Source organism: Thalassospira sp. MCCC 1A01428 (genome assembly GCF_002115825.1).
Taxonomy (GTDB): Bacteria; Pseudomonadota; Alphaproteobacteria; order Rhodospirillales; family Thalassospiraceae; genus Thalassospira.
This window is the reverse complement of sequence record NZ_JFJZ01000009.1, coordinates 134,088-152,253: the sequence shown is the minus strand read 5'-3', so window position 1 is coordinate 152,253 and position 18,166 is coordinate 134,088. Positions and strand designations below refer to the sequence as shown.

At 54.5% G+C, this 18,166-nt stretch carries 16 protein-coding genes; 2 read left to right on the top strand and 14 right to left on the bottom strand.

Features of this window, described 5'->3' with window-relative positions; all coding sequences use genetic code 11:
• Position 1 precedes the first annotated feature (1 nt).
• The gene (locus tag THS27_RS10070; RefSeq protein ID WP_210402875.1) at positions 2-604 is read left to right on the top strand and encodes a HutD family protein; all 603 of its coding nucleotides are present in this window, start codon (positions 2-4) and stop codon (positions 602-604) included.
• A gap of 238 nt (positions 605-842) precedes the next feature.
• Here the strand turns inward: THS27_RS10070 and THS27_RS10065 are convergent, their stop codons facing one another.
• Positions 843-1,571 carry an SDR family NAD(P)-dependent oxidoreductase gene (locus tag THS27_RS10065; RefSeq protein ID WP_085590388.1) on the bottom strand — a complete coding sequence of 243 codons (729 nt, stop codon included), beginning with the start codon at positions 1,569-1,571 and terminating at the stop codon, positions 843-845.
• Positions 1,572-1,704: 133 nt separating this feature from the next.
• Here THS27_RS10065 and THS27_RS10060 point away from each other — a divergent pair, with 133 nt between their 5' ends.
• A complete protein-coding gene (locus THS27_RS10060) occupies positions 1,705-2,643 on the top strand; it encodes a LysR family transcriptional regulator (protein ID WP_085590386.1) in 939 nt (312 codons plus the stop codon).
• Positions 2,644-2,700: 57 nt separating this feature from the next.
• Here THS27_RS10060 and THS27_RS10055 read toward each other — a convergent pair whose 3' ends face one another.
• The 13 genes from THS27_RS10055 to THS27_RS09995 form a co-directional block, all read right to left on the bottom strand.
• Positions 2,701-4,704 carry a sigma-54-dependent Fis family transcriptional regulator gene (locus THS27_RS10055; RefSeq protein ID WP_085590385.1) on the bottom strand — a complete coding sequence of 668 codons (2,004 nt, stop codon included), beginning with the start codon at positions 4,702-4,704 and terminating at the stop codon, positions 2,701-2,703.
• 98 nt (positions 4,705-4,802) lie between these two features.
• Positions 4,803-5,876 carry a 2,3-butanediol dehydrogenase gene (locus THS27_RS10050; protein ID WP_085590383.1) on the bottom strand — a complete coding sequence of 358 codons (1,074 nt, stop codon included), beginning with the start codon at positions 5,874-5,876 and terminating at the stop codon, positions 4,803-4,805.
• A complete protein-coding gene (locus THS27_RS10045) occupies positions 5,873-6,241 on the bottom strand; it encodes a carboxymuconolactone decarboxylase family protein (RefSeq protein WP_085590381.1) in 369 nt (122 codons plus the stop codon). The genes THS27_RS10050 and THS27_RS10045 overlap by 4 nt, the downstream gene beginning before the upstream one ends.
• The gene (locus tag THS27_RS10040; RefSeq protein WP_085590379.1) at positions 6,241-7,029 is read right to left on the bottom strand and encodes an SDR family NAD(P)-dependent oxidoreductase; all 789 of its coding nucleotides are present in this window, start codon (positions 7,027-7,029) and stop codon (positions 6,241-6,243) included. The genes THS27_RS10045 and THS27_RS10040 overlap by 1 nt, the downstream gene beginning before the upstream one ends.
• A 95-nt stretch (positions 7,030-7,124) precedes the next feature.
• A complete protein-coding gene (locus THS27_RS10035) occupies positions 7,125-8,237 on the bottom strand; it encodes an acetoin dehydrogenase dihydrolipoyllysine-residue acetyltransferase subunit (RefSeq protein WP_085590377.1) in 1,113 nt (370 codons plus the stop codon).
• Positions 8,238-8,239: 2 nt separating this feature from the next.
• On the bottom strand, positions 8,240-9,247 hold the full coding sequence (locus tag THS27_RS10030) for an alpha-ketoacid dehydrogenase subunit beta (protein WP_085590375.1): 1,008 nt from the start codon (positions 9,245-9,247) through the stop codon (positions 8,240-8,242).
• A gap of 69 nt (positions 9,248-9,316) precedes the next feature.
• Positions 9,317-10,294, bottom strand: coding sequence for a thiamine pyrophosphate-dependent dehydrogenase E1 component subunit alpha (locus THS27_RS10025; RefSeq protein WP_085590373.1), 978 nt, complete (start codon positions 10,292-10,294; stop codon positions 9,317-9,319).
• A 25-nt stretch (positions 10,295-10,319) separates the two neighbouring features.
• Positions 10,320-11,333, bottom strand: a complete 1,014-nt coding sequence (locus THS27_RS10020; RefSeq protein ID WP_085590371.1) for an ATP-NAD kinase family protein — start codon at positions 11,331-11,333, stop codon at positions 10,320-10,322.
• 451 nt (positions 11,334-11,784) lie between these two features.
• On the bottom strand, positions 11,785-12,639 hold the full coding sequence (locus tag THS27_RS10015; protein WP_246832918.1) for a tetratricopeptide repeat protein: 855 nt from the start codon (positions 12,637-12,639) through the stop codon (positions 11,785-11,787).
• A 31-nt stretch (positions 12,640-12,670) separates the two neighbouring features.
• Positions 12,671-14,926 carry a methyl-accepting chemotaxis protein gene (locus THS27_RS10010; protein WP_085590369.1) on the bottom strand — a complete coding sequence of 752 codons (2,256 nt, stop codon included), beginning with the start codon at positions 14,924-14,926 and terminating at the stop codon, positions 12,671-12,673.
• 245 nt (positions 14,927-15,171) lie between these two features.
• Positions 15,172-16,926: an ABC transporter substrate-binding protein gene (locus tag THS27_RS10005; protein ID WP_085590367.1), complete on the bottom strand. Its 1,755-nt coding sequence runs from the start codon at positions 16,924-16,926 to the stop codon at positions 15,172-15,174.
• Between the two features lie 139 nt (positions 16,927-17,065).
• Positions 17,066-17,338 (bottom strand): DUF2160 domain-containing protein, encoded by a 273-nt coding sequence (locus THS27_RS10000; protein ID WP_085590365.1) that lies wholly within the window; start codon positions 17,336-17,338, stop codon positions 17,066-17,068.
• A gap of 24 nt (positions 17,339-17,362) precedes the next feature.
• Positions 17,363-18,166 carry a carbohydrate ABC transporter permease gene (locus THS27_RS09995; protein WP_085590363.1) on the bottom strand — a complete coding sequence of 268 codons (804 nt, stop codon included), beginning with the start codon at positions 18,164-18,166 and terminating at the stop codon, positions 17,363-17,365.

The window sequence follows — 18,166 nt, the reverse complement described above, 5'->3', positions numbered from 1 at the left end:
CATGAATGATCGTTCGGCCATCCGCGTTTTGCGGGCAAATAACTATCGCCGAATGCCGTGGAAAAACGGCGGCGGGGAAACGGTGGAAATCGCCGTTTTCCCCGCCAATGCCGGGCTGGATGATTTTGCCTGGCGGGTCAGCATGGCAAGCGTTGCCAGTGATGGCCCGTTTTCCAGCTTTCCCGGCATTGACCGCACCTTGTCAATTTTGCAAGGGGCGGGGATGATGTTGACAATTGGGAATGAAGGGCCGGTAACCCTGACACCGGGCGCACAGCCATTTGCATTTCCGGCAGATGTTGCAACATCGGCAGTTTTGATTAAGGGCCCGATTACCGATTTGAACGTAATGACCCGGCGCGGCACATGCGATCACCGCGTAACCCGGCATGAATTTGACGGCAAATGCCAACTTGAAACGCCTGGCAGGGGTGTTCGAATACTCGTTTGCCAAAGCCCGGTCACCATTGCCTGCGGTGATACCGGCCATTATGATATGGGGGCCGACGACGCCCTGATCAGCGAGGATGGGTCCTTGCCAGTTCTGATTGAGAGTTCCGGGTTATCAGTTGTTTACGAGATTGTTTTAACATATAACGACTGACAGATTTAGCGATAAATCACCAGATATTGCACATGAAACAGGTTGTGCAATATGGTGCGACAGGCTGGGATTCACCGTCATTTAAGCGCGGCGATTGCGACCTATAGTGATTTGTTGCAGTTGTTAAAAGCTGCAACAAATTACGGCGCCAAATGCGCAGCCGAATAGACAGTACCCGGGCCGAAATGCCGGTGATTGAAGACATTTCGGCCCGGTTGTAAAACCAATTTTACCCGCGTTACCAGGGAACCGTGCGCCCCTGATAATCCAGATATTCCAGCCCCGGTTTGCCATGTTTTTCCAGCAAAACATTAACAAGGCCGGGGATACTTTCATCAATTGACAGGCGACCTTCCGGCCCGCCCAGATCGGTGCGGACCCAGCCTGGTGCCATTGTGACCAGGGCGCGTGATGTATCGGCGTTGGCGGCCTCGCGGGCGGCGAAACTGCGCATGAACATGTTAAGGGCGGCCTTGGTGCCGCGATAAAGTTCGCGCAAGCCGGTTTCATTATTACTGATACTGCCTTGACCGGATGACATAACCCCGATGGTGCCGGTGGGGGTGACACAGGCTTTTAGTGTTTCAATCACCCGCATCGGGCTTAGGGCGTTAGTGATCATAAGGTCGGTGAAGTCTTTGGTCGATATTTCACCGATTGTCTGACTGGGGTCCGGGTTAGCCGTGCCCGCATTCACAAACAGAATGTCGAATTTGCGATCTGACAGGCGCTGATGCAAAGTGTTGAGCTGGTCTGGTTTGCAAATGTCGAGAATTTCGATTTCAAGCTGGCTTTGATATTCCGATTGTAAATCGTGCAGCAATGTATGGCCGCTGCCTTCACGGACTGTACCAACGACGTTCCAGCCTTTTTTCAGAAATTCTGCTGCCATCGCATGACCGAGGCCGCGTGATGCGCCAATGAGAAGAATTGTTTGTGCAGGGGTGTTGGGGGTGGTGTCTGGCATAATTCAATGTCCTTTGCGAGTGGGGTATAGCGCAAATATAGACAATGACAGAATGGGTGCCAGACGCCTTGAAATCATAATATAGTTGCATCAAACGCTATGTCATACATCACAGATAAGATAGGCTGAGGACATGAAGAATGTTGATATTGATTTGAACCTTCTTGTCGCGCTGGATGTGTTGCTGGCCGAAGGCAGTGTGACGGCGGCGGCACAACGCCTTGGCCTGAGTATTTCGGCGATGAGCCGCACCCTTGCACGATTGCGCGCTGCAACCGGTGATCCGTTGCTGGTGCGTGCTGGCAGGGGGATGGTGCCAACACCGCGCGCAAAGGAGTTGCGCGAACATGTTCATATCCTGACGCGCGATGCGCAGGCTGTGTTGCGCCCGCAAATCGACGAACTCGATGTTGGTGCCCTTGACCTGACATTTACGATACGGGTCAGCGAAGCGTTTATGGAGTTTCTTTCAGCCCGGGTTGTGGCGGCGGTGAGCACGGCAGCACCGGGCGTGTGCCTGCGTTTTGCACCAAAACCCGACAAGGATGCCGGACCGTTACGCGACGGGATAATAGACCTGGAAATAGGGGTGATTGGCACAACTGCACCCGAAATTCGCACCCGGTTTTTATTTAATGATCGTTTGGTCGGCCTTGTGCGAACGGAGCATTGGCTGTTGGCAGGGGGCGATGCGATCCGCCCGGAAGCCTATGCCGCGTGTCACCATATTGCGGTCTCAAAAGATGGTAATACGGCGGGGCCGATTGATACGGCGTTGCACGCATTGGGGCTTTCACGGTCGATCAGGGTTGTTGTTCCCGGATTTCCCGATGCAATGCGAATTGCGCGGCAATCCGATCTGGTGGCGCTGGTGCCGCAATCCTGTGTCGGGAATCATCAAACCCCGGATCATGATGCGATGGTGGGGCTAACCAGTTTTGATCTGCCCGTTGCCACACCTGATTTCAGGATATCGGCAATGTGGCACCCCCGCATGGATGCCGACCCGGCCCATAAATGGTTGCGAGATACCGTGATCGGGGTATGCCGGACAGCTTATCGGCACCGATAGTGGCGGGCCGGTTTGCATGTTGACGACATGTTGAATAGAAAATGGAAGCACGTTGTTTTAAATTCTGTTCACATCGGAAAACCTGTTTTGTTTGATCAGATGGCCCAGACCAAGACGTTGCAGGCGACGATAGATGGTGCTGCGATTGACATTGGCATGACGGGCAACAGCGGAGATATTGCCATCGCAAGCCATGATCAGGGTGCGCAGCGTTGTGGCTTCGTTTTGATCGGTTGCGGGCGGCAACTGGTATGAGGGATAATTGCCATTGGCGGCCAGCAGCGACAATGTTGCAGTTGGCCGGGATTGTGCAACATCCGTGATATCGGGGGGTAAATCATCGGGTGTGACCATGTTACCATCACAAAGGGCCGCACATAACGCACACAGATTGACAATTTCGCGCACATTGCCCGGCCAGGCATGGGACAGCAATATTTCCATGGCATCGGGAGAAAAGTTTGGGGTGCCATCGGTTGTGGCGGCAATGCGCAGGATCAACCATTCTAAATCGGCCCGGTTGCGGACCGCCGGAATATCAAGGGTGAGGCCATTCAGGCGGTAATACAGATCCTGGCGAAATTCACCGCTTGCGACCAATTGGGGCAGATCGCGGTGAGAGGCCGAAATGACATGGATATCAACCGGTTCGGGCCGGTGGCCGCCCACCGGCATAACTTCGCGTTCGGATAAAACGCGCAACAGCCGTGCCTGCATTGCCAGTGGCATATCACCAATTTCATCGAGGAACAGCGTGCCGCCGTGGGATTCACGGATCAGCCCCTTTTTGCCCTTGCCACTGGCTCCGGTAAAGGCATTGGCGGTATGTCCAAACAATTCGCTTTCAATCAGGCTTTCGGGCAGGGCGGCGCAATTAATGGCAATAAACGGACCACGCCGTTGGCTGGCCATATGCATGGCGCGGGCGATAAATTCTTTGCCGGTGCCGGTTTCGCCGCGCAAAATGACGCTGATTTGTCGGTCCACCAGCTTGGATGCCCGTTCGGCCAGTTTTTGCAAGGCCGGGTCGCCGCCATGAATATTTTTCAGCGGTGCCGGAAGCGGATTAATAACCCGCTGTTTTATCGCCGCAACCGGAGGAACCGAGCGGGCAAAGGTGATTTCACCGCTTTGGAGTTCGATCATGCCATCGCCATTACCGCGAGATCGCGACAGTTTTGGCAGATCTTCGGGGTCAAAGGCAAAAAGATCGGAAAAGGTACGACCCACTAAATGATCGGTGATTGAAGTATGGTTTTGGGAAACATCAGAAGAGTCGGGCAGGGATCGTAGCAAGAGTTTGTGCGCATTATGCGTCATGCCGCGAATGCGCCCGTCTGTGCCAATGGCGATGGCAGCCATGGGATCGACATCTAAAAACTCGGCTGAGGGGTGAAGCCGCAAAATCCAGTCTTGCCGGTGGGTGCGAACCAGATTGGCCATTTCGATCCGCCGAACACAGGATTTCATGACTTCAAGGGTCAGCGCCTGGCTCATTTTATCTTGCGGGGCCTGAAGGTGTGACAGATCCAACACCCCGATCAGTGTTCCCTGTGTGTCATGAATGGGCACTGCGGTACAGGAAAGCGGGGTTAAGGTCATATCAAAATGATCGGTGCGGTGAACAATGATTTCACGGCCCGTCATCAAACAAGCCCCAACGCCGTTGGTTCCCACATGGCGTTCATGCCATTCGGAACCGGCGATCAGCCCGGCATGGCGTAATTCACGGTCCAGATCTGCATCGCCAATGGTATCAATCGCCACACCCTGTGCATTGGTAAGCAGCAATATATATCCCATGGCATTCACCCGGCGATAGAGATCCTCCATCCCGTGACGTGCCATGCAAAGCAATTCTTCGGATTCCTGGCGATGATGGCGCAGTTCCTGTTGGGTTACAATACGTACGCCTTCGTACCGGGTCGGATCCAACTGGTGTTCGTTTAAACAGCGCCGCCAGGAAGCCTGCACATCCTCGTCGCGTTGGGGGCTTTTTTGCCCTTCTGCTACGCGCAGAATTTCGAGGGTATGGGGCTGATTGTTATTTAGCCTTCCCATCGTTTCCTCCCATAATATGGGACGACCAAATTATCACCTTTGGTCGCCCCATAGCAAAGGTCTTGTGCGTCGCCACGGCGACGGTGTGGCAGGAACGATCAGGAAGCCAGATCTATCAATATCTTAAGCTCGGACCCGGCAGGATCAAGCAGGGCATCGAACCCGTCACTTACCGCGCGATCAAGCGTGATTTTTTTGGTCACAACGCGTGATGCCGGCACGGCCCCTGACGAAATAAGATCAATCGTGCGCGGCCAGCTATGGGTCGGATAACACCAGGAACCGCGAATTTCGGCATCCTTGAATGTCAGTTGGAAGAAATCAATGCTGCCCTTGCCGGGATGCAACCCGGTCTGGACAATCACCCCCTGTTTGCGAATGGCATCAAGGCAGGATTGCAGGGCATGTTCATTGCCAACACATTCCAGCGCAATATCGCAGCCCACACCATCCTGGCTGTGTGCGCGCACCACATCGCCGACATTATCGGTTTTGGGGTTGATGGTGATCACACCGGGGACAATCTTGCGTGCCAGTTCCAGCCGGGTTTCATTAAGATCGGATACAAACAGTTTGGTCGCGCCATAGGCCCGCGCACATAACAAGGCCAGCATGCCGATGGGACCGGCCCCTGTAACCAGCACACTATCGCCCGCCGTAATGCCTGCCCGGTCACAGGCATAAACACAAACCGCGGTCGGTTCGACAAGGGCGGCTTCCTCGTCACTCATGCTATCGGGGATTTTTTCGACATTATAGTCGTTTAACAAGGCCATTTCCGACATGCCGCCGGAAATCCAGCTCAGCCCGACCAGCGCCAGGCTGCCGGAAAGATTGAACAGGCCACGGTCGGCAAAATATTCGTCGCTGCGTGGCATGATCAAAGGTTGCACCGAAACACGATCACCAATCGCCACCTTGGTCACACCCTCGCCAACGGCAATGACTTCGCCGCCAAATTCATGCCCCAGAACCTGCGGCGATGTTGCGCCGGTAAAGGGATGGGCGTCGGTCGGGACAAAAATGGGGCCGCTGGCATATTCGTGCAAATCGGTGCCACAAATGCCAACATAGCGGTTGCGAATAACAACCTGGCCGGGGCCGGGGGCGGGTGGCTGGTCGATATTTTCAATCCGCAGGTCTTTTGCGGCGTGGAAACGCAGGGCTTTCATCCTTGTTCTCCGTTTTGCAGGGCGTCAAACAGGCTTAGTGCCTTGGCGGCATAGACCGTGCCGGGGCCGCCTGCCATTTCAATGCTGACAGCCAGACTTTCGACAAGCTGTTGCCGGGTGGCACCATGCTTAAGGGCTTCGCTGACATGAAACAGGATGCAATCCTCGCATCCTTTGGCCACCGCGATGGCAACCGCCATCAGTTCCTTCAGGGCGGGGGAAAGCTCGCCTTTTCGAGTGGCGGCCTGCATGACACCGCGAAAGGCGGTCATGGTTGTTTTTTCGGCGGTATACAGGGTCATGGTGCGGGCGTTCAGGGCATTCAGCTTGTCCTGTGCGGTGATCTGGTTTTCATTTTGTGCCATCAGATCAACACCATCCCGCCGTCAATCATCAGGCTTTGGCCGGTCATGTAATCGGAGCCGGACGAGGCAAGAAACATACAGACCCCCACCATGTCATCCGGGCGCGAGGGCCTGCCCATTAAAATATCGGCCGAGAAGCCGTCAAAGGCTTCGTTGTCCTGTTCGGTCAGGCCTTCATCGACAAAGCCCTTGTCGATCAATTTCCACATATCGGTGGCAACCACACCGGGACAGATGGCATTGACATTGATTTTATGTTTGCCAAAGGCCCGTGCGGCGGCCTGGGTTAAGGCGACCACGGCAAATTTGCTGGCGGAATAATGGGCCAGGGGCTCGTATCCCTGTTTCCCGGCAATCGAGGCGGTATTGATGATTTTACCGCCCGTGCCCTGGGCGATAAAATGCTTGGCGGCTTCCTGTGTGCCAATCAAAACACCCATCGCATTCACATCCATCACCCGGTGCCAGTCATCCTCGGTGATGTCGTTGAATTTTTTGACATGCGCGATGCCGGCATTGTTAAACATCGCATCAAGTTTGCCATGTTTCTCGACGGTCTTGGCAATCAGCTCGGTCACACTTTGACGTTTGGTAACATCCACTGTCATGCCAGTGGCCTTCCCGCCCGCTGCCGAAATGTCTTCGGCGGTCTTTTGGGCGGTATCGGCATTGATGTCGGCAACAATCACATGGGCGCCCGCCTTGGCAAGACCGGCGGCAATGGATTGGCCGATGCCCTGTCCCGCACCGGTGACGATGATGGAACGGTCTTTTACCGAATTACTCATATCGTTTCCTCCCGCATTATGGGGTGAACCAGGCCCCCACATGGGCGGGCGACCTGGTATTTGTTTGTTTTGGGATGTTTTGGTTCTAGGCCGGTTTAACTGATGGCGCTGGCGATAATTTTATTAACCTCGCCGGCATGTTCCATCTGGACCATATGCCCGGCACTGCCTAGCACATGGGGCGTTACCCTCTTCAGATTTTCCGCATGGCTAGCGGGGATGATGGCATCATTTTCGCCCCAAATAACCGTGATCGGCAGGTCAAGTGCGGCGAGGTCATCGGCAATGATGCGGGCCTGTTTGCCCGCATTAAACGCCGCTGCCGATAGTTTCGTCAGGAAGTCCTGCACGCCATCAAGGCGTTTATATTTCAGAAGGTCCTGCACCATCGCACGCGACACCAGGCTTTGATTATAAAACAGATGGGTTAGAACCGGTTTCAAATCCTTGCGCCCGGTCGCATTGACAAAGCCATCAATATAATCGGCATTGATGTCTTCGCCTAAACCGGCACTGCATATCAAGGTAAGCGAGGCAACACGGTCCGGGTGGTCAAGTGCGGTTGCCCCGGCAACCAAACCGCCCATCGAATGGCCGACCAGATGGGCGCGCGTGATGTCGCAATGGTCCATAAAATCAAGCAGGGTTTGGGTAAAAATCGCCGGGTCTTGCGGATCAACCGATTTGACCGACTGACCGTGACCGGGCAAATCAATTGCGTATACCGGGGCATGTTCGGCCAGGGCATCAATGTTAAACAGCCAGTTATCCAGATCACCGCCAAAGCCGTGAATCAAAACAATCGGCGTTTGATCGGCCTTGTCACCGGTTTGTTCGGAATAGCGGATTTTCCCAACCGGCAGATCAACAAAATGATAGGCCGGGCCGGTATCTTCGTCTTCCGTGTCATTGGCCGGCATTTCATAGGCATTGACATAGGCCTCGATATCGGCATCGGAAACCGATGACGGGGCCATAACGGCCAGTAAGGCGCGGACGGGGTAAACCTCGCCCGCCGTCCCGACAATCCGGCGTACGGTGCCGCCATCGGCGGCCTCGACCACATTGGTGATTTTGTCGGTTTCCACATCCATGATTTCGTCGCCGACGGAGACCTCGTCACCTTCCTTGATGTGCCAGTCGGTTAATTTGCCTTCTTGCATGGAAAGGCCCCATTTGGGCATCAGGATCGGGGTAATTTCGGTCATACTTAACCCTCCATTGTTTTTCTGGCAGCGTCAGCAATGCTTTGCGCTGACGGGATGTAGATGTCTTCTAACGAAGGGGAGAACGGCACGGGCGAATGCGGGGCCGTGACCATCTGGATCGGGGCCTTCAAGTCATCAAAGCCGTCCTGGGCGACATTGGCGGAAATATCTGCCGCAATCGAACAACGCGGGTTGGCTTCATCCACGCAAACCAGCCGCCCGGTCATTTCGACACTTTCCAGCACGGTATCCATATCAATTGGCGAAAGGGTTCTCAGATCGATGATTTCGGCCTCGATCCCGTCTTTTTTCAGCATATCGGCGGCCTGTTCGGCCCGCTGAACCATTTGCCCATAGGTCACAATGGTCACATCGCCGCCTTCGCGCACGATATTGGCTTCACCAAACGGGATGGTATAGGGCTCTTCGGGCACGTCACAGGTGCTGGCATAAAGGTTTTTATGTTCCAGAAAGATCACCGGGTCGTTATCGCGAATGGACTGAATAAGCAGACCTTTGGTGTCATAGGCGTTTGACGGGCAAACAACCTTTAATCCCGGAATATGGGTGAAAAGCGGGGTCAGCATTTGGCTATGCTGGGCAGCGGCGCGAAAACCCGCCCCGCACATCGCCCGGATAACAACCGGCGTTTCTGCCTTGCCACCAAACATGTAGCGGAACTTGGCTGCCTGGTTAAAAACCTGATCCAGGCAAACGCCGATAAAATCGACAAACATCAGTTCCGCAACCGGTCGCAGGCCTGCCGTGGCCGCACCAATGGCCGCGCCGACATAAGCACTTTCCGAAAGCGGGGTATCAAGCATTTGATTGGGATGTTTATGATAAAGGCCCTTTGACACCCCCAAAACACCGCCCCATGCGTCATCTTCGCCAGGCGCGCCCGATCCGCCCACAATATCTTCCCCCATCATGATAACCGTGGGGTCGCGGCTCATTTCCTGGTCCAGGGCTTCGTTGACCGCGTCTTTCATGCTGATGATCCGTGCCATTTTGCACTCCTGTTTTTTCTGTTTTCATTGGCCGTTCAGGGCCGTTTCCTCTGGCCGTTCGGCCCTGGCTCAGTTCACATAGACGTCGGTGGTTAACTTGGCGGCCCCGGGTTCGGGGGCGGCAATGGCAAGTTCGACGGCTTCGTCAATCAGCTTGCCAACTTCGTCATCAATGGCATCAAATTCGGCTGCGGTGATGACACCGGCATCGGTGACTTTGGCGCGAAACAGTTTCAGGCAGTCATTATGTTCGCGGTTATGCTCGTTCTCGCCCGGGGCCTTGTAGGTTTGGGCATCACCTTCGAAATGGCCGAAAAACCGCACGGTTTTGCATTCCAGCAAGGTCGGACCCGCCCCTTCGCGCGCACGTTTGATGATTTCACCCGCCGCTTCAAACACGGCAAAGAAATCAATGCCATCCACGGTAATGCCCGGCATGCCGAACCCGGCGGCACGGTCAACATAACTATCGGATGCGGTCGCGTAATCAACCGATGTGGCCTCGGCATAGCCGTTATTTTCGACAACAAAAATCGCCGGCAGGTTCCAGATTGCGGCCAAATTCATGCTTTCCAAAACTGTGCCCTGGTTGGCCGCACCATCACCAAAAAAGGTAATGCCAATGCCGTCATGGCCCAGTTTTTGTGCCGCAAGTGCCGCGCCACAGGCCAGCGGGGCACCAGCCCCCAAAATGCCATTGGCGCCCATCATGCCGAGGCTAAGATCGGCGATGTGCATCGACCCGCCTTTGCCGCCACAACACCCGGTGGCTTTGCCGTAAATTTCGGCCATCATTGCCTTGACATCAACGCCCTTGGCAATGCAGTGACCATGCCCGCGATGGGTGGAGGCAATGCGGTCGCGGTCATGCAAATGCATCATGATGCCAACGGCTGCGGCTTCCTCACCGGCATAGAGGTGAACAAAGCCGGGAATTTCGCCACGGGCGAAATCCACATGCAAACGTTCCTCAAAATCGCGGATCGTTTTCATTTTGCGATAGGCATCCAACAGCCGTTCTTTGGGCAACGGGAATGGACTGGACATGAGGAGAACCTCCCTGTGTTTGTTTTCAGTTTCTGGTTTGGATAAAAAGCCCGGCCTGGGCGGCAAAACGCATACATGCCGGGACATTGATGGTGCGAAAGGCATTGGCGACCAGCCGCACCGAAATCTCGTCATCCTGATCAAAGGTAACTTCGCGTTCGCCATCAAAGGCCAGTGTTCCCGCCGGGATTGACGGGGCATGAACGCTGTCAGGTGTCATTTTACTGATGGATTGAATGCCGACTTTTTCCATCAGCCCGGGCGCAATCGGGGCGTTTAAAATCCGGTCGGCATCGGGGGATAAAACGATATGTCGGCCTTCGGGTTCATAGCGATCAACCGGGGCGGTCAAGCCGACGATAGACGACATGCCAATGGCACCGGGCAGGCCAAAGGTGACAAAAAGATCGCGGAAACTTTGTGTTTTCCAAATCGCACGCGCGCCAACAAATCGATCATCGACCACCGCCATATCAACCAGTGCAATATGCCGGTCGCCATTTACCGAAATTTCCAGCCATTTATTGGCTTGATAGGCCAGATCGGCGGGCACCTTGCCTGTGGCGGCCAGGCCAACAGCCAGGCCGGTAATGGTAGGTTCGCGCAAATCGGGAAAGGCATTGTTGGTGCCGGTTGACACACCTGCAACGGGAATATCGGCGCATGCCTGCAAAACGACCCGGTGGGTGCCATCGCCGCCCAATACGATAATGGCGGCAACGTCCTGTTTGGCCATGATGGTGGCGGCACGCGCACTATCATTTGCCGTCATGGTAACAGGCATGTCGATATAGGAAACGCGCGGGAACCCGTGATGGCCCATTTTGCGTTCGCGTTCGATGCTGCGCATCAAATGAAACCGGATGCCGCTATTTTCCGGCATCATCAACACATCCTCGACACCGGTTGCGCCAAGAGCAGCCAACATGCGCAATACGATATTGGCACGGCCATTGATGGGCAGGTTGCCCGCATGTGATATGACCCGTCGAATATCCCGGGCCGAGACTGGATTGGCAATTATGCCTATTTTTTTCATGGTTTCCTCAAACTTTCCTCCCTGAGGTAAAACCATGAATTGCAACTGCTGTGCCAAAAAACAATTTAATATTTTCAGATACTTATATGTTTATCCTGTTGCATGAAATGCAACAGGTGTTGCGCAATGAGTGCTGCAAAACCGCCTTTGTGCGACAGGTTGCGCATATCAGGGGCGATAAAAACTGTGCCAGCATTATTGGCGGGCAAAACACATTAATGCCGCCGACACATGCCGTATTTCTTGTTTGATTATAAGGAAGGAAAAACGCCCGCCAGGTGAGCGGGCGCGTATTGCGGACATATTGCCATCCGTACGAAACATTTGGGCAGAACGCTGTATCGTTATTTATTGAAAGCACGTCGCAGGGCGCGGACAGCTTTTGCAAATGCGATAAAGTTGCCCGTGCGACGGTGCTGTACTGGTATGTTTGCTGTCGTGTGCGGGCAGTTTATTGTGGTTTAACCACACAAGGGCGCCACGGTTGCCACGGTTGGTAACTGGCGAAAAAATCATGCAGGAAAGTGTCGACTTTTTCGCGGTTGGTCGCGCGGGCTTCGGGTTTCATATCGGCATCAAGATGGGCGCAGTTTTTGGTAATTGCGGTGCCAATTTTTTTCCAGTCGATATTGGCGTTATGGCCAGGCAAACCGGATGCAACAGCACACCAGCCAACAGCTTTGACGCGGTCATCGGATTTTTCATAATCCTGTGCGAGATAGGCCGCTGCGTGTAATTCGCCATGTTCGGCAGCCTGGGTAAGCCATCTTTCACGCTCGACCGGGTCGGTGGTGAAACGGGTGGCGATCATGGTGGCAGCACGGGGGTCGCCGGCAGCCCAGGCGTTATCCAGGTGTTGTCGGGCGTCTTCTTTGCGGTCATTTTGCAAATTATCCAGGGCCAGCCACATCGACGCCTGGGCGCTGCCCTTGTTGGCTGCATTTTCATATAGGGTATGAATATCGTGGCGGGACCCTTGCAATGCCTCAAGGCGGCGAGCCTGCAAAATCTCGGCATCGGGGTGGCCCGCCTGTGCGGCATGGTCCAGCATTTCCCAACCGGAATCCTGATCGGCGGGGATACCAATGCCGTTGATCATTTGGCAGGACAGCAGATATTGCGCTGTTGCATTGCCATTTCGGGCCAAAGGCGTAAAAACGCTGGCTGATTTTTTGAAATCGCCATTGCGATAGGCATTTACCCCGTCATCAAGCGAGGAGGCGGCGATTGCAACGCCGGAAAAAGTCAAAAACAGGACACCCGCAAAAGCCGTTTTGCCAAGGGTTGCTGTAAAAGTACGTTTCATGGTGTTTCCTGCGGGGTCATGGTGGCTGGGATCATGTGTTGTGGCCGGGCGTGGAAATGCTGTGTTCGGCGCGAATGGAATTTAAAAATTCGCGCACCCGGGCCGACAGATCGTCGGACTGATGGCGCAAGCGGGTTGTTGCCAGTTGCAAACCATCCATAGCGGCAAGGTTATCGTCGGCAGAACTGCTGACCTGCGCGATTGTAGCGTTCATTTCCTGTGCTGCAAGGGCTGATTGTTCAACATTCGTGGCGATTTCGGTAACGAAATTTTGTTGTTCGCCCACGGCCTGTGACATTTCGTTGACGGTATCGTGGATGCCCGAAATGCTTTGGCCGATGGTGGCAATGGCTTGTACTGCCACACTGGTGGTGGATTGAATATCGCTGATACGCCGTGCAATGCGGTCGGTGGCGGCACCGGTTTGACTGGCAAGGTTTTTAACCTCGCTTGCGACCACGGCAAAACCCTTGCCAGCATCGCCTGCACGGGCCGCCTCGATAGTGGCATTAAGGGCAAGCAGGTTGGTTTGGGCTGCGATATCCTGAATGAGACTCAGGATTTCGCCGATTTCATTGGCACCGGTTTCAAGTTCACGCATGGTTTCGTTGGTTTGGCCAGCCGTATCAACCGCATTTTGCGCCGCATTTAACGATTGGCGGGCGCGTTCGCCGGTGTCGCGGACCCGATCTGACAGGGATTGTGTGGCATGGGAAACCGAGGCCATATTGATGGAAATTTCTTCGGATGCCCCGGCCACCCCGGTGGCATTCCCCGATGCAATTTCGGCGCGATCCCGAACATGGTTTGACGTTGCCTGAATGTCCTCGGCTTCGGTCGAGACATGTTTGGCGACACTTGATATGGAAGCCTCGAATGCATCGGCGAGGGCCAGCATGGTAGCGCGTTTTTCGTCTTCGGCGGCGGCACGTTCACGGGCAACCTGTTGTTCGGCCGCGCGTGCGGAAAGGGCGGTTGCACGAAACTGGCGCAAAATTTCGGCCATAATGCCAATTTCATCGCGGCCATTATCGTTAACTTCGGCATCGAGATTGCCATTGGCAACCTGGCGCAACCCCGCAATGACGCGCAATAACCGTTTAATAAGGTTACCGCGTACATAAAAAACCAGAACCAGTAACGAGACAACAATGACAGCAACGCCGATAAGAGCGATGATGCGTTGATCCCGGGCGACCTTTTGCAGGGTATTGGCGGCTTTGGCATCAATTTCGGCCCGTTTGGCACCGACAAGTTCGGCAATGCTGGCACCTAGTTGTTCGGAACTGGCAAGGGTCGCGTTCAGGGTTTGCTGGGTTTGGGACTGATTTGACCATTCGGTTTCACGCAGGGCAAAAACACCATCATCGCCTTTGCCAAAAGCCAGCAGGGTTTTGGCAAGATCGCGGATTTTGTTGCCGTCGTCATTGTCGGGCAGTTTGGCCAGCGCATCGGTAATGCGTAGTTCGGCCCAGTTCCATTTGTTGCGAACCTCGTCCATTGCGTCCCCCTCAGGCACGGCAATGGCAGCGGTAAGCATGCCAAAGGCAAGGTTTACATTCGCGCGGATATCGGCCAGCAATTGTGAAAAGGCGATGGTTTCTTTCAGGGCGTTGGCGGCATTGCCATCGGCACCCGCAACCCGGCTGATACCCCGTGATACATCGATATCTGTAACCTCGATCAGCGGGCTTAGATAATCGGACAGGTCGGCATAGGCGTACACCATATCCAGGGTCAGATCGCCACGCTGTTTTTTAAGGGCAAGGCGGGTTTCGGTAAGGTTTTGCAGGGTTTGACGCCGGGCAACAATATCGTCAAGGCGGGTTTTAAGATCGTCCAGGGAGGGTGTATTGCGGATTGCTGCATTGGGCGCAGCTGCAATGTCGGCCAGGCGGGCACGCGCACTTTCGATTAACGCATCAAGGCGTTGTTCGGTGGCGGCCAGGTCATCGGCATTGCGCGAAGCCGCCAGAACCGGCGCCTGTGCGGCCAGACCGGTGCCATCCATTGCCAGTTCCATTTGTTTGATAATGGCAGGCAAACTGTTGGTGGCAATTTCGCCAACCAGTTGGCGCGTATTGCCAAAAGACACCCATGCGACAACCGATGAAATGCTGGCAAGGATCAGAATGACGGCAAACGAGGCCATCAGGCGGCCCTGAATACCAAGGGCAATACCCTTGCGCCGGGGTTTTGGCCCCCGCGACGATTTTTTCGACATGTTGGAAGGCAGGTTTGTTGTAACCGCACCCGACGGGCGCAGCGCAGATGTGGCTGTTTTCATGAATTCCTCCCTGTCGAGCCCGCATATTTGATATGGCGGTGATCGGCTTTCCCTGGTCTTTCAGGTACGGTGCATCCGGTTTGCCGAATGTCTTGGGTGGTGCCTGCCAAAGCAGGGCCGCGTAATAGCCAGATTATGAATATGTTACGCGATCGGGACGGATGACGGTGTGATGTCGGAATATTGATAAGGCGGTTAAGCCGAAGGGTGTTTTCTTCGGCTTAACCTGTAGATGTTTCGGGCTGTTAGTTTGCCCGACCTTCACGCCAGGCCTGGATCAGATCGTCATATTTGACGGTCTCGCCCTGGGGCTTTTCGTTATCGATTTTCGGTTTCGGCGCACCGGGCTGGTCAAACCAGTACTGGGCGTCTTTTTCCTCGTTCAGTTTCGGGGCGCAATCGCCACCGATACCGGCACGACCAAGACGTTCCATCACGCGGTCCATCGAATTGGCAAGGTTGTCCATGGCTTCCTGCGGGGTCCGTTCGCCGGTAACGGCTTCGGCCACGTTCTGCCACCAAAGCTGTGCCAGTTTCGGATAGTCAGGCACGTTGGTACCGGTCGGCGACCAGGCAACACGCGCCGGGCTGCGATAGAATTCAACCAGACCACCCCATTTCGGGGCGATGTCGGTCATGGCCTGGGTGTCCAGGTCAGACTGACGGATCGGGGTCAGACCGGTCAGGGTCTTTTTCAGCGAAACCGATTTGGAGGTTACGAACTGGGCATACAGCCAGGCAGCCTTGCGGCGTTCAAGCGGGGTGGACTTCATCAGCGTCCAGGAACCCACATCCTGATAGCCCAGTTTCATGCCTTCTTCCCAATACGGGCCGTGCGGCGAGGGGGCCATACGCCATTTCGGCATGCCCTTATCGTCCACAACGGGGATGCCTTCCTTCACCATGTCAGCGGTAAAGGTGGTATACCAGAAGATCTGCTGGGCGATGTTGCCCTGTGCCGGAACCGGGCCAGCTTCGCTAAAGGTCATACCGGCAGCTTCAGGCGGTGCATAAGCCTTGAGCCAATCGATATATTTGGTCAAAGCATAAACAGATGCCGGGCTGTTGGTGGCACCACCACGGGTGACACTGGCACCAACCGGTGCGCAACCGTCAACGCGGATGCCCCATTCGTCAACCGGCAGGCCGTTCGGCAGGCCCTTGTCGCCTTCGCCAGCCATTGACAGCCACGCATCGGTAAAGCGCCAGCCAAGGGACGGGTCTTTTTTGCCATAATCCATATGGCCATAGACTTTGTGACCGTCGATTTCCTTGACGTCATTGGTAAAGAATTCGGCGATATCCTGATAGGCAGACCAGTTAACCGGCACGCCCAGATCATAGCCGTATTTTTCCTTGAACTGCTTTTGCAGGTCTTCGCGCTGGAACCAGTCGTAGCGGAACCAGTAAAGGTTGGCGAACTGCTGGTCGGGAAGCTGGTAGAGTTTGCCATCCGGGCCAGTGGTGAAGGACAGACCGATAAAGTCCTTCAGATCCAGCGTTGGCGAGGTGACATCCTTGCCTTCGCCATCCATGAAATCGCTGAGCGGTACAACGGCATTATAGCGGAAATGCGTGCCGATCAGATCAGAGTCATTGATATAGGCATCATAGATATTGCGGCCAGATTGCATCTGGGTTTGCAATTTTTCAATGACGTCGCCTTCGCCGATCAGGTCATGGGTCAGCTTGATCCCGGTGATTTCGGAAAAGGCCTTTGCCAGCGTTTTGGATTCATATTCATGCGTGGTCAGGGTTTCTGACACCACATTGATTTCCATACCGCGAAATGGTTCGGCTGCTTTAATCAGCCATTCCATTTCTTTCATCTGGTCTTCTTTACTAAGGCTTGAGGGTTGAAATTCACTATCGACCCACTTTTTTGCCGCATCGGTATACTGGTCGGCCATCGCCGGGTTGGCAAGAACTGCCAAACCCAGTGCGATTGCAACTGCGCTACCCCTGATAACGGCAGAGGAGCCTTTGGCTGTAACGATCATGTCGTTCCTCCCTGTTGGTCTTCCATTAAATTGCCAGCTTTGAATCCGGCACACCAGAACGGGGGAAGACCGATGCCCGCCATGGTGAAGACTGAAAGGTGTTTGCACTGGTGTAGGACACAGCGCAAACACCCGATGATTAACCCCAGCGCATCACGACAAGCAGCCAGACGATCGCAATACCCGATGCGACCAGGACCGTTGTGTCGGTAACAGCAAGCCAGGCAAGATGAATATAAGCCGCGCCAAGAAGGCTAATGAAAAGGCGATCGCCCCGTGTGGTAACCAGCGGCAAAAAGCCCCGGCGCGGAATGGTAGGCGAAACTGCCTGCCAAATTCCCATGCCAATCAGCATTAGGGCGATACAGATGAAGAAACCCGCTGTAACCGGTGTCCAGGCCATCCATGACATTGTTTTAATTCCTTTCTGTACCGATCAGACCCGGCCCATCGCGAAGCCTTTGGCGATGTAATTACGCACAAACCAGATCACCAGCGCCCCTGGAACAATCGTCAACACGCCAGCGGCCGCAAGCACGCCCCAATCCAGCCCCGATGCCGAAACCGTACGGGTCATGGTCGCAACAATCGGTTTGGCGTTAACCGAGGTTAGGGTGCGCGCCAGCAGCAATTCCACCCAGCTGAACATGAAGCAGAAGAATGCCGTTACCCCGATGCCCGACCGAATGAGCGGAATGAAGATGGTGGCAAAGAAACGCGGGAAAGAATAACCGTCAATATAGGCGGTTTCGTCGATTTCCTTGGGAATGCCCGACATGAAACCTTCGAGGATCCAGACGGCAAGTGGCACGTTAAACAGACAATGTGCGAGGGCTACCGCGATGTGCGTGTCAAACAGCCCGACCGATGAGTACAACTGAAAAAATGGCAACAGAAATACAGCAGGCGGTGCCATGCGGTTGGTCAAAAGCCAGAAAAACAGATGTTTATCGCCGGTAAAATTATAGCGCGAAAACGCATAGGCTGCAGGTAATGCCACCACCAGCGAAATCACCACGTTGATCGCAACATAGATCATCGAATTGATATAGCCCGAATACCATGCCGGATCGGTCAGGATGGTGGCGTAGTTTGCCAAAGTCGGGTTATCGGGAAACAGGGTCATGGACCCGAGAATTTCGGTATTGGTTTTGATCGACATGTTGAACAGCCAGTAAATTGGCAACAACAGGAACAGAATGTAAACCAAAAGGGCGATGTGACGTTTCTGGAACTTCAT

Excerpts from the sequence above, each read along its gene's own strand:
- THS27_RS10060 (WP_085590386.1), top strand. The coding sequence starts at position 1,705 with ATGAAGAATGTTGATATTGATTTGAACCTTCTTGTCGCGCTGGATGTG.
- THS27_RS10000 (WP_085590365.1), bottom strand. The coding sequence starts at position 17,338 with ATGTCATGGATGGCCTGGACACCGGTTACAGCGGGTTTCTTCATCTGT.
- THS27_RS10010 (WP_085590369.1), bottom strand. The coding sequence starts at position 14,926 with ATGAAAACAGCCACATCTGCGCTGCGCCCGTCGGGTGCGGTTACAACA.
- THS27_RS10065 (WP_085590388.1), bottom strand. The coding sequence starts at position 1,571 with ATGCCAGACACCACCCCCAACACCCCTGCACAAACAATTCTTCTCATT.
- THS27_RS10020 (WP_085590371.1), bottom strand. The coding sequence starts at position 11,333 with ATGAAAAAAATAGGCATAATTGCCAATCCAGTCTCGGCCCGGGATATT.
- THS27_RS10025 (WP_085590373.1), bottom strand. The coding sequence starts at position 10,294 with ATGTCCAGTCCATTCCCGTTGCCCAAAGAACGGCTGTTGGATGCCTAT.
- THS27_RS10050 (WP_085590383.1), bottom strand. The coding sequence starts at position 5,876 with ATGAAAGCCCTGCGTTTCCACGCCGCAAAAGACCTGCGGATTGAAAAT.
- THS27_RS10030 (WP_085590375.1), bottom strand. The coding sequence starts at position 9,247 with ATGGCACGGATCATCAGCATGAAAGACGCGGTCAACGAAGCCCTGGAC.
- THS27_RS10015 (WP_246832918.1), bottom strand. The coding sequence starts at position 12,639 with ATGAAACGTACTTTTACAGCAACCCTTGGCAAAACGGCTTTTGCGGGT.
- THS27_RS10005 (WP_085590367.1), bottom strand. The coding sequence starts at position 16,926 with ATGATCGTTACAGCCAAAGGCTCCTCTGCCGTTATCAGGGGTAGCGCA.
- THS27_RS10070 (WP_210402875.1), top strand. The coding sequence starts at position 2 with ATGAATGATCGTTCGGCCATCCGCGTTTTGCGGGCAAATAACTATCGC.
- THS27_RS10055 (WP_085590385.1), bottom strand. The coding sequence starts at position 4,704 with ATGGGAAGGCTAAATAACAATCAGCCCCATACCCTCGAAATTCTGCGC.
- THS27_RS09995 (WP_085590363.1), bottom strand. The coding sequence starts at position 18,166 with ATGAAGTTCCAGAAACGTCACATCGCCCTTTTGGTTTACATTCTGTTC.
- THS27_RS10045 (WP_085590381.1), bottom strand. The coding sequence starts at position 6,241 with ATGGCACAAAATGAAAACCAGATCACCGCACAGGACAAGCTGAATGCC.
- THS27_RS10040 (WP_085590379.1), bottom strand. The coding sequence starts at position 7,029 with ATGAGTAATTCGGTAAAAGACCGTTCCATCATCGTCACCGGTGCGGGA.
- THS27_RS10035 (WP_085590377.1), bottom strand. The coding sequence starts at position 8,237 with ATGACCGAAATTACCCCGATCCTGATGCCCAAATGGGGCCTTTCCATG.